Origin of the sequence: Actinomyces sp. oral taxon 169 (genome assembly GCF_013394715.1) — a bacterium.
Taxonomy (GTDB): domain Bacteria; phylum Actinomycetota; class Actinomycetes; order Actinomycetales; family Actinomycetaceae; genus Actinomyces.
In genome coordinates this window covers 2,308,931-2,318,785 of record NZ_CP058259.1, presented here as the reverse complement: position 1 = coordinate 2,318,785, position 9,855 = coordinate 2,308,931, and the positions used below count along the sequence as shown (strand labels likewise).

Below are 9,855 nucleotides of genomic sequence, written 5' to 3'. Positions count from 1 at the left end.
TCCGTCTCACAGGGCCGAGCCGGGATCGATCTCCTCGGGGCGGCGTCCCAGCATGAGGGCCACCTGCTCGACGACGACACGGTGCACCAGGTCGGCCAGCTCGGCGTCGTTCGTGGCCCGCGAGGCCACCGGTCGGCGGTAGATGACGACACGCGCCGGCAGTCCCGCACGGGGCTCAGCGGTGAAGCCGCGTCCCAGTACCACCGAGCGTTCCCAGGGCGCCGGATCCGAGGGCGGGACCTCCTCGACGGCGAACTGGATCTGATCCACCGACGGCCAGCGTCTGGCCAGGTTCTGGGCCGCGTCCACGACGAGCTCGTCGAAGCGCTCGGCGCGGGTGCGCCAGGCCGGCAGGTGCGGCGGCAGGAGCGGACCGCGCAGCCCCCGGCCGTGGCGGTCGCGACGACTGCTCGGGCGCCGCCCCGGTGCCGCGGCGGAGCGCGGGGGGATCCGCCCGGGTGAGAAGGGGAACAGGTCGGTCACATCGGCCAGCCTAGGCGGCGTGTGGATGACCGGCGGGCAACGGCACGGTAACCTGCGAGCGTGAGAAGAGTCCGACACTGCCGCAAGCCCGGCTGCGAGCGTCCAGCCGTGGCCACCCTGACTTCCGTCTACGCGGACTCCACCATCGTGCTGGGGCCACTGGCCACCGAGGCCCAGCCCGAAGCCTATGACCTGTGCGACAAGCACGTCTCCTCCTTCACGGCCCCCCGCGGCTGGCAGATCATCCGCCTGGCCACCGAGTTCGAACCGGCGCCCCCCAGTGAGGACGACCTCCTGGCCCTGGCCGACGCCGTGCGCGAGGCCTCCCGCGCCCCACGCCCGGTCGCCTCGCCGGCCGAGCACCGGCCCCGCCCCGGAGGGATCATGCCGGCCTCCCTGACGGCCCCGCTGCCGCCCCCGCCGGAGATCGCCGAGGACGAGATCCTGCGGCGCGGGCACCTGCGAGTTCTGCGCGGACAGAAGGGGGACGCATGAGCCGGCAGGAGGTCCCCGTGCCTGAGCAGCGAGCGGTCCTCCCCTCCGGACTGAGGTCCGCCCTGCGCTGCCCGCTGAGCGGCGAGGAGCTCGTTGACGGCCTCGATGAGGCCGGTCGCCCCGTACTCGTCTCCCGGAGCGCGGGCCTGGCCTACCCGGTACGTGACGGCGTGCCGATCCTCCTGGTTCACGAGGCATCACGCGTGCCCGCGCCCGGTCCCGACTCCCAGGGCTAAGGCTCCGCGCCCCCGCTACGAGCCGGGTGGCCCGTCCCGGGGACGAGCCCGGGGCGGTTCAGCGCCGTCGGGTCTCCCCGCCCACCCCATAGGGCGGGCGGGCCATGTCTCGCAGCACGTCCTCCTCCAGTCGGCGGTCGCGGCTCTCCAGCACCAGCTCACGGTTGCGCCGCTCGGTGAGAACCGCGGCAAGGAACCGTTCGGGGTGCGTGCCGGCGGGAGGCGGGGGAGAGACGTATCCCTGGACCTGAGAGGCCAGCTCGAGTCCCAGCTGGTGGCGGGAGGAGGGCACGAGGGAGGAGGCGCGCTGCAGGAAGGTGCGCGCCGTCAGGCTCAGGTTCCCGGGCAGGACGCGCAGGTCCGTGCCCGCCGCCCACTGGGCCAGCTCGGGGGGCATCAGCAGCGGTGGCGCCGCGAGGGAGCGGTGATGCTCTCGAACCACGTAGGTGCCGGCCAGCATGTCCCCGAACCGCTTCCCCCGCTTGGAGACGATGCTGGCGCACAGGGCAGGCACGGCCCAGGTGCCCCAGATCTCGACGACGGCCAGCAGCGTGCGCACCAGGCAGTGGCGCAGCCTGACGGTACCGCCGTCGTCGCGCACCACCCGTGCCCCGGTCACCATGCGGCCCAGGCTCCGGCCCCCGCTGAGAAGCTCGACGAGCAGGGGGATGACGACCAACCAGGCGAGGATGACCAGGGACAGCATCGCCCGGGTCAACGCGAGATTCTCTCGGAACTCCGAGCCGGAGGAGATGGCCAGCACCATCACCACGACCACGGACAGTCCTGCCCCCAGGGTGTAGACGGCGTAGTCGATGAGCCCCGAAGCGATGCGGTTGGCGACCGTTGCCGGGGTGATCTCCAGGGCGACCGCCTCCCCGGTGATGAGCAGCTCGGGCTCGATCATCCGCTCGGAGGATGTGGGGGATGCGGCCGTCATGACAGACTCCTTGCGTGGATCTTGATGCCTTTTCCGCGGCGCACCGCGATCAGTGGGAACGTCTCGATGTGCTCGTGGGGCGTGGCCACCTCAGCGGGGCTGAGACCGATGAGCTCGTGGCTCTCTACCGCACCTGCGCCCGTCATCTGTCGCGGGTGCGCTCGGCCGCGCCAGATCCGCAACTCATCGCCGAGCTGTCCTCCCGAGTGGCCGCGGCTCGCGGCCGCCTGACCGGAACACGGGAGGTGAGGAGCCACTCGGTGCGCCGCTTCATTCTCCAGTCCGTGCCCGCGGCCCTGTACCGCATCCGGTGGTGGACCTGCGGGGTCATGGTTGCCGAGATCGCCCTGGCGCTGGTGGTGGGGGCGTGGACCCTGCGCAGTCCGGAGGCCATGGCCGCTTTGGGCAGCCCCGAGAAGCTGGACACCTACGCCCATGAGGCCTTCGAGTCCTACTACTCCACGTACTCCGCCCCCGACTTCGCCGCTGCGGTGTGGACGAATAACGCCCGTATCGCAGCGATCTGCGTGGCCGGAGGGATCACGGGGTTCCTGCCGCTCTACATGCTGTACCAGAACGCCGTCAGCGTGGGACAGTCCGGGGCGATCCTGGCCGACCACGACATGCTCGGCGTGTTCCTCTCGCTCATCTCGCCGCACGGCCTGCTGGAGCTGACCTGCATCTTCATCGCCGGTGCGGCAGGACTCAAGCTCTTCTGGACCATGCTGGTCCCCGGCCGGCGCAGCCGCACCGCCGCGCTGGCCGCCGAGGGACGGGCCCTCATCACGGTGGCCGTGGGCCTGACCGCCGCCCTGGCCGTCGCCGGACTCATTGAGGCCTTCGTGACTCCGGCCCCCATCCCCTGGTTGGTCAAGATCGCCATCGGAGCCGGTGCGCTGGCACTGCTGTGGGCCTACACCCTCATCCTGGGCCGCTCCGCCGTCGCCGCAGGATCCACGGGTGACCTCGAGGAGGATGAGGCCGGCTACGTCCAGCCCGAGGCCGGCTGAACCGGGCGTCGTCGCAGTGCGCCTCATAGACGCCCCGCCGCCTTGAGGGCCAGGTAGCAGTCGGCCAGCGCTGGGGCGAGTCCTTGGTCGGGTGCCTCCACGACCTCCACCCCGCCGTGGCTCAGGCGGCGGCGCACGGCGTGCATCTCCACCAGGTCCTTCTCCGCGGAGGCGGCCACGTACACGGAGTTGGTGTCGTCACGCGTCGATCTGAGCTCCTCCAGCTCGGGGTCCAGGGCCGAGGCGAGAACAACCGTGTGCTCTCGGGCCAGAGCCGCCAGCGTCCGAATCATCGTCGCGTCCCCGGCGCTGCCGTCCAGGGCGGAGATGATCACCACCAGTGCGCGCTGCGAGAGCGTGGTGCGCACCAGGGAGGCCACGAGGGTCCAGTCGAGCTCGGTCAGGCGCGGCTCCGCGTCGGTCAGGTGCTCGGCCAGCTCGGTCATGAGCACCGGTCCGGCGCTGCCCCGCACCTGTGCGCGCACGGCGTCGTCCATGGCCAGGACGTCGACCCGGTCGCCGGCGCGGGAGGCCAGGGCCGCCAGCAGCAGGGTGGCCTCGATCTGGGCGTCGAGCCTGGGGGCGTCCCCCAGTCGGGCAGCGGACAGGCGACCCGAGTCGATGATGATGAGAACCCTCCGATCGCGCTCCGGGCGCCAGGTGCGCACCAGCACCTCGCCCCGGCGGGCGGTGGATCGCCAGTCGATGGAGCGTACGTCGTCTCCGACCACGTACTCGCGCAAAGAGTCGAACTCGGTCCCCTCCCCGCGCACCATGACGGCACTGCGTCCGTCCATCTCCCGCAGCCGGGCCAGACGCGAGTGCAGGTGGCGACGCGAGCGGAAGGCCGGCAGGACCCGGACGGAGGCAGGGACGTCCAATGACGCCTGCCGCCCCGCGATGCCTAGGGGACCCGTCACCCTGACGGTCAACGGCCCCGCCTGGCGCTCCCCTCGGCGTCGGGGCGTGAGCACCGTGGAATGACGACGGCGCTGGGCCGGCGGGATCGTCATCGCCCCGCGCTCGTGGGTCGCCCCGGCGCTGGGGGGCCAGGCGTCGCGTAGCAGGACGCGGGCCGTGCGCCGACCGGTGTTGGTGAGCGTCAGCGTCGCAGTGATCGACTCGCCCAGCCGCACGCCGTGGCTCACGGAGCGCGAGGCCCGCAGTACTGCGGGTGAGGGGGCACTCACCACGTCGATCACGACGAGGACCATGACCACTCCGGCCCAGGCCAGCACGGTGGCCGGGCGCGGCGCGATGAGGACCAGGGCGATCCCCGCAAGCATCGCCCATACGGCGCGCATCGTCAGGAACATGCCACTCCTGTTGTGAGTCGGTCAGCTGATCGGTTCTGTGTTCGTGGTCTTCGGCGGCCGATGCCTCAGCGCGGGACCGGAACGGTTCGCAGCACGGCCTCGATGACGGACTGAGGGGTGATGCCCTCCATCTCGGCCTCGGCGTGCAGCTTGATGCGATGTCGCAGAGCCGGCAGCGCCAGTGCCTTGATGTCGTCGGGAGTGACGAAGGACCGGCCGGCGAGCCAGGCCCAGGCGCGTGATGCGGCCAGGAGCGCTGTGGCCCCACGCGGCGAGACCCCCAGGGCCACCGAGGGCATGGAGCGGGTGGCGCGCACGAGATCCACCGCGTAGGCCAGCACCTCCGGCGTGACTCCGACCGTGCTCGCCTGGGCCCGGGCCTGAGCCAGCTCCTGGGCCCCGGCGACGGCCCGCAGCCCCGCCGAGAGCAGGTCGCGCGGATCGAATCCTGAGGTGTGGCGGGAGAGCACCTCGATCTCCTGGGCCCGTTCGGGCAGGGGCAGCACCAACTTGAGCAGGAAACGGTCCAGCTGGGCCTCGGGCAGCGGGTAGGTCCCCTCGTACTCCACCGGGTTCTGGGTGGCGATCACCATGAACGGATCCGGCAGGGCCCGGGGCTCGCCGTCGATGGAGACCTGGCGCTCCTCCATGGCCTCCAGCAGTGCCGACTGCGTCTTGGGTGGGGTCCGGTTGATCTCGTCGGCCAGCAGGAGGTTGGTGAAGACGGGGCCGGCCCGGAAGGAGAACTGGGCGCTGCGGGAGTCGTAGATGAGTGAGCCGGTGACGTCACCGGGCATGAGGTCGGGGGTGAACTGAATGCGTTTGGTCTCCAGATCCAGCGCGGTGGCCAGTGACCGCACCAGGAGGGTCTTGGCCACGCCGGGGACCCCCTCGAGAAGGACGTGCCCGCCGGCCAGCAGGGCGATGACCAGCCCGGTCACAGCCGCCTCCTGACCGACGACGGCCTTGCCCACCTCGCTGCGCACGGCTACCAGGCGCCTGCGCGGGTCGGAGCCGTCCTCCCCGTGGGGGGAGGGCGGGGAGACCTGTGGGGCGCTGTGGGCCCCCGAGGCGTCCGGGCCCTCGGGGGCCTGAGGGTGGGGGGCGCCGGTATGCGCCTCGCCTGCGATGCCCGGGGCGCGGGTGGGGTCGGTGCTGTCCGTGCTCATGCGGAGTGAACCTCGCTCTCGAGTTGGTCGAGCTGAACTGCCAGGGTGGCCAGGGCGTTGTCGCTGGTGGGCGGCGGGCCGTAAAGAAGAGAGTCCACCGTGGCCGGGGCGATGCCCGAGGCCAGGGAGACGGCGGCGATGACGTCACGGCGCGAGGTCCCGGGCGGCAGGCCCAGAGTGGCGCCCAGACGCAGCGCGGCGCCCGAGCGCAGGGCCTGGGCGGCACGGGGCCGGTCCGAGCCCTGACGGTAGAGACGCCCGCGGGCCACCGTGGTCTCGATGGAGCGCACGACGACGGGCAGGTCCTCGCTCACGATGCTGCCGAAGCGACGCCCCTGGACGATCGCCAGCACGCCGGCGATGACGAGCAGCTGGAAGATGAGGACCGGAAGCCAGGGGGGAGTGGAGGAGGAGTTCCACACGGAGGGCGCCTCCAAGTGCTCTCCGTCCAGCCACAGCACGCGGCTGTGGTGGCCCAGTGCGCGTACTCCCAGGGCTGCGTGCCCCTCCTGGGCCAGGCGCGCGTTGGTCACCGGTGCGGGATCGGGCAGGACCCGCAGCGTGGCACCGCTGGGCAGGGAGTCGGTGGCATAGGCGTAACGATCCTCGCCCACAGGGAAGCAGCCGACGGCGTCGCCATCGCCCTGCAGGGACACCGAGGCGCGCGTACCGGCCAGGCTCCGGGCGGCGTGGGCATCGGCGTCGTCGCACTGCGGCGCCCGGGTGGAGGAGGCCGCTGCCGCGGTGCCCTTGGGGGTCATGCCCGTCATCCCCGCCAGGGCGTCGCTGCCGCCCTCGGCTCCGATGACGACGACGTCGCCGCCCGCCTCAGCCAGGGCCTGCCGGTCCTGGTCGCTGAGCCGGTCGGCGTTGACCACGGCGATGGTCGCGCCCTGGCGGCCGGCATCCACGGCCTCGGAGAGACTGCCGGCCTTGCTCACGGAGATCCCCTCGTGGCGCAGCAGCTCGGCCAGCGCCATGGTTCCCCAGTCCTTGGGGTTGTCGATGGCCAGCGGCGTCGTGGAGGTGATGGTCCGAGCCCACACGGTCACCAGGACGGGGATGAGCATGAGGGCCACCGCGATGACCCCCGGGCGCCACCGGCGCCAGCGCCGGGACCAGCGCGGACCCGTCACCTGGGGTTGGGAGGCCTCGAGAGGGGCGGCCGGGGGAGCCGGGGGCTGCGACGTCGTCGTGGGGGTGCTCATGCCGGTGTCCCCGGGGCCTGGGCGGAGGCGCCGACGAGGGCGCATCCGCTGGGGAGGCGGACCGTGGTCATCTGATCGGCGAGCTCGCGCATCTGCTGGTCCTGGGCGCTGGTGGAGACCACTCGACCGTAGAGGACGGCGTCGAACAGGTGGGCGGCCTCGTACAGCGGGGCCACGACCCGGTGCTCGCCGAGGGCCTGGTGGGTGAGAGTGGCCGCCTCCAGGGCCGTCATGCCCGGGTACTCGTCAATGATCCCGCGCTCATCGAGGGAGCGGATGATGGCGCGGAAGCGTTCGACGACGGCGGTGGTGAAGTCGGCCTGCGCGGCCGCCGTGTCCGCGGCTCGGGTCAGGGTGTCGGCATCGCGGTCGTCGGTGAATACCGACAGCGAGGGCGGCGTCGCCACTCGCCGGGCCGAGGACAGCCTGGTCAGCAGGAGGATCAGCAGCGCGATACCGGCGGCGACGACGAGGACCACGATGAGTGTGGACACCCAGGGGGGAACCCCGGGGACCATGCTGTCGACGTCGAAGAGCCCCTTGAGCCAGCTCCAGAGTCGGTCCCACAGATCGTGATGGTCGTGGTAGATCGGACGGGAGAGCTCCCTGCCCGCGGCGCGCCGGGCCTCGTCGGCGTCAGGGGTCGCCGGGGCCTGCGCGCTGATCGTCCTGAGAGGTGTCACGGCCGGCTCATACTCCGGCGGCGTGACGCAGCTCGACGTCCAGGCCCTCCGAGCGCATCCGCAGGTCGGTGTACATGAGCGCGACCACGGCGGAGTCGAAGGGCAGGATCGCGGCCTGGATGAGGCTGCTGAGAAGCGTCGATGCCACCAGGATCGCGAGGGTCATGTCCGGGGCGGCGTAGACGAGTCCCTGCATGACGATGGACACGCCCTGGGACACGATCTGGGTGGCGAAGAAGACGATGATGAAGGAGAGCAGACGGATGCCGACGATCCGCCAGAAGTAGCCCCGCGTGAGGGTCCAGGAGCGGGAGATCCCCTCCATGACGCCGATGTTCTCCAGGACCAGTGCCGCCGGCGCCAGGCACAGCTTGCACATCAGAGCGAAGACCGCCAGCCCGAGCACGATGAGCAGCGCCAGGAGTACCAGGAAGACGACGACGAAGGTTCCTGCGGAGTCCTCAGAGGCCCCGTTGGTGATGACGTTCCCCAGGAGGGCCCAGCCGATGCCGACGGCGACGGCGACGAAGACGGCGGTGATGACCGCGAGGATGAGCTCGATGAGGAGCGTCTGGCCGATGAGCGCCCACACTCGCGGCCGGGTGCGCTGCCACACGTCGCCGAGGGACGCCTTGCGGCCCAGAATGGTGCGTGAGACGGTCACGATGAGCAGGCCGATGATGATCGAGGTGGCCATCATGCTCAGCACGCTGGTCACGCCGAGCTGGACGAGCAGGCCCACCAACGATGACCCGATGTTGTCCAGGTCGGCCTCGGAGAGCTCAGCCTCCCCGGACGTCAGGTTCGGCAGGCCGAGCCGGGACAGGAACAGGGCTAAGCTGCCGGCGGACAAGAGCCCCACGATGCCCATCACCACCAGCGAGGGCACGAACATGGCCTTGGGGTTGGCGCGCAGGGACTCGAAGGCTCCCCCGAGGATCTCCCCGATGGACAGCGGTCGCAGCGGAATGATCGAGGGCTTGGGGGCCAGTGCCGACGTATAGCCGCCATAGCCCGCGTACCCGGGGGCACCCGGAGCTCCCGGGTATCCCGGAGCTCCTGGGTACCCCGGCGCTCCGGGATAGGGAGTGCCCCCGGGCACTGAGCCGCCTGCGTAGCCCGGCTGACCCACCGGTGGCGTCTGGTAGCCGCCGTAGCCGGGGTACTGGGGTCCCGGCGTCGTTCCCGGCGCTGAACCCGGCGGCGGGTAGGAGGGGGCTCCTGTGAAGGCGCCGGCGTCGGGGGCCTGCCATCCGTCCTGATCGCCTCCGACGAAGTCGCTGCCGGAGGTGCCGTGAGCCTCGCGGCTCGGCTCTCCGCTCGGACCGCTGCCGTCAGGGGGGAAGTCGGTACTCATAAGTCCATGCTGTCATGTCCGGCCGTCGTCTGGCCCTCCCCCTGGAGGAGGAAATCGTGCCGCTGGAGCTCCGCGCGTGCGCTGTAGCCAGGTTCAGGGGGCGCAGCGAAGATCACGGTTCGGCCGCAATAATCCCGGTTTCTGGGCGCGCTGACGCCGGTTTTTCCCGTAACTGAGGGGATTCTCGTAATTTCCTGGGGAAACTGTGGGCGCCACCTCGGTGGTCCGGGTGTCCCTCGGGTCCTGGGGCTCATGCCAAGATACGGGCTATGAGCACGCGCATTCTGGTCGTCGACGACGATGCATCCCTGGCCGAGATGATCGGCATCATGCTGGAGTCGGAGAGCTACACGCCCACACTTTGTCATGACGGAGCCAAGGCCCTGGACGCCTTCCACGAGGTCAACCCCGATCTGGTCCTGCTCGACCTCATGCTTCCCGGGCTCGACGGCGTCGAGATCTGCCGGCTCATCCGCTCCGAGTCCGACGTGCCGATCATCATGCTGACCGCGCGCACCGACACCCAGGACGTCGTCGCCGGTCTTGAGGCCGGTGCGGACGACTACGTGACCAAGCCCTTCAAGTCCAAGGAGCTGCTGGCCCGCGTCTCCACCCGCCTGCGCCGCACCAACCCCGGTGCGGCCGAGCACGTGCGTGCCGGGGACCTCGACATCGACGTCGCCGGTCACCAGGTCAAGCGCGGCGAGTCGGTCATCTCCCTGACGCCGCTGGAGTTCGAGCTGCTGGTGACCCTGGCCCGCTCGCCGTGGAAGGTCTTCACCCGTGAGGAGCTCCTCAGCCAGGTGTGGGGCTACCAGCACCCGGCCGACACCCGTCTGGTCAATGTTCACGTTCAGCGCCTGCGGGCCAAGATCGAGAAGGACCCCGAGCGTCCCTCGATCGTGGTGACGGTGCGCGGTGTCGGCTACAGGGTCGGCGAATCCGCGTGAGCGACGGC

General features: G+C 71.0%; 11 protein-coding genes. 4 read left to right on the top strand and 7 right to left on the bottom strand.

The annotated features are described in order from the left end of the window. Positions 1-6 precede the first annotated feature (6 nt). Positions 7-483 (bottom strand): metallopeptidase family protein, encoded by a 477-nt coding sequence (locus tag HW274_RS12845; protein WP_009407400.1) that lies wholly within the window; start codon positions 481-483, stop codon positions 7-9. Positions 484-591: 108 nt separating this feature from the next. On the opposite strand from HW274_RS12845, the gene HW274_RS09775 reads away from it, so the two are divergent. Both HW274_RS09775 and HW274_RS09770 read left to right on the top strand, forming a co-directional pair. After that, a complete protein-coding gene (locus tag HW274_RS09775; protein ID WP_020991738.1) occupies positions 592-978 on the top strand; it encodes a DUF3499 domain-containing protein in 387 nt (128 codons plus the stop codon). After that, a complete protein-coding gene (locus tag HW274_RS09770; protein WP_075254622.1) occupies positions 975-1,214 on the top strand; it encodes a Trm112 family protein in 240 nt (79 codons plus the stop codon). Before HW274_RS09775 ends, HW274_RS09770 begins: the two co-directional genes overlap by 4 nt. A 58-nt stretch (positions 1,215-1,272) precedes the next feature. Here the strand turns inward: HW274_RS09770 and HW274_RS09765 are convergent, their stop codons facing one another. Further along, positions 1,273-2,154, bottom strand: a complete 882-nt coding sequence (locus HW274_RS09765) for an RDD family protein (RefSeq protein WP_075254621.1) — start codon at positions 2,152-2,154, stop codon at positions 1,273-1,275. Positions 2,155-2,168: 14 nt separating this feature from the next. On the opposite strand from HW274_RS09765, the gene HW274_RS09760 reads away from it, so the two are divergent. Further along, positions 2,169-3,164, top strand: coding sequence for a stage II sporulation protein M (locus HW274_RS09760; protein ID WP_075254620.1), 996 nt, complete (start codon positions 2,169-2,171; stop codon positions 3,162-3,164). Positions 3,165-3,187: 23 nt separating this feature from the next. Here HW274_RS09760 and HW274_RS09755 read toward each other — a convergent pair whose 3' ends face one another. The 5 genes from HW274_RS09755 to HW274_RS09735 all read right to left on the bottom strand — a co-directional run bounded on the left by HW274_RS09755 (position 3,188) and on the right by HW274_RS09735 (position 8,897). Next, on the bottom strand, positions 3,188-4,480 hold the full coding sequence (locus tag HW274_RS09755; RefSeq protein WP_185988720.1) for a DUF58 domain-containing protein: 1,293 nt from the start codon (positions 4,478-4,480) through the stop codon (positions 3,188-3,190). Positions 4,481-4,545: 65 nt separating this feature from the next. After that, a complete protein-coding gene (locus tag HW274_RS09750) occupies positions 4,546-5,649 on the bottom strand; it encodes a MoxR family ATPase (RefSeq protein WP_075254618.1) in 1,104 nt (367 codons plus the stop codon). After that, on the bottom strand, positions 5,646-6,857 hold the full coding sequence (locus HW274_RS09745) for a DUF4350 domain-containing protein (protein WP_075254617.1): 1,212 nt from the start codon (positions 6,855-6,857) through the stop codon (positions 5,646-5,648). The genes HW274_RS09750 and HW274_RS09745 overlap by 4 nt, the downstream gene beginning before the upstream one ends. Then, the gene (locus HW274_RS09740) at positions 6,854-7,540 is read right to left on the bottom strand and encodes a DUF4129 domain-containing protein (RefSeq protein WP_075254616.1); all 687 of its coding nucleotides are present in this window, start codon (positions 7,538-7,540) and stop codon (positions 6,854-6,856) included. Before HW274_RS09740 ends, HW274_RS09745 begins: the two co-directional genes overlap by 4 nt. Before the next feature lie 7 nt (positions 7,541-7,547). Next, entirely contained in the window at positions 7,548-8,897 is a 1,350-nt protein-coding gene (locus HW274_RS09735) for a hypothetical protein (protein ID WP_075254615.1), read from the bottom strand. Between the two features lie 269 nt (positions 8,898-9,166). Here HW274_RS09735 and mtrA point away from each other — a divergent pair, with 269 nt between their 5' ends. After that, complete coding sequence (gene mtrA / locus HW274_RS09730) at positions 9,167-9,847, top strand: MtrAB system response regulator MtrA (RefSeq protein WP_003786992.1); 681 nt, start codon at positions 9,167-9,169, stop codon at positions 9,845-9,847. The last annotated feature ends 8 nt before the right edge of the window (positions 9,848-9,855 follow it).

Bases quoted from the DNA above. Each gene is read 5' to 3' on its own strand.
- HW274_RS09770 (WP_075254622.1), top strand. From the start codon at position 975: ATGAGCCGGCAGGAGGTCCCCGTGCCTGAGCAGCGAGCGGTCCTCCCC.
- HW274_RS09765 (WP_075254621.1), bottom strand. From the start codon at position 2,154: ATGACGGCCGCATCCCCCACATCCTCCGAGCGGATGATCGAGCCCGAG.
- HW274_RS09755 (WP_185988720.1), bottom strand. From the start codon at position 4,480: ATGTTCCTGACGATGCGCGCCGTATGGGCGATGCTTGCGGGGATCGCC.
- HW274_RS09750 (WP_075254618.1), bottom strand. From the start codon at position 5,649: ATGAGCACGGACAGCACCGACCCCACCCGCGCCCCGGGCATCGCAGGC.
- HW274_RS09745 (WP_075254617.1), bottom strand. From the start codon at position 6,857: ATGAGCACCCCCACGACGACGTCGCAGCCCCCGGCTCCCCCGGCCGCC.
- HW274_RS09735 (WP_075254615.1), bottom strand. From the start codon at position 8,897: ATGAGTACCGACTTCCCCCCTGACGGCAGCGGTCCGAGCGGAGAGCCG.
- mtrA (WP_003786992.1), top strand. From the start codon at position 9,167: ATGAGCACGCGCATTCTGGTCGTCGACGACGATGCATCCCTGGCCGAG.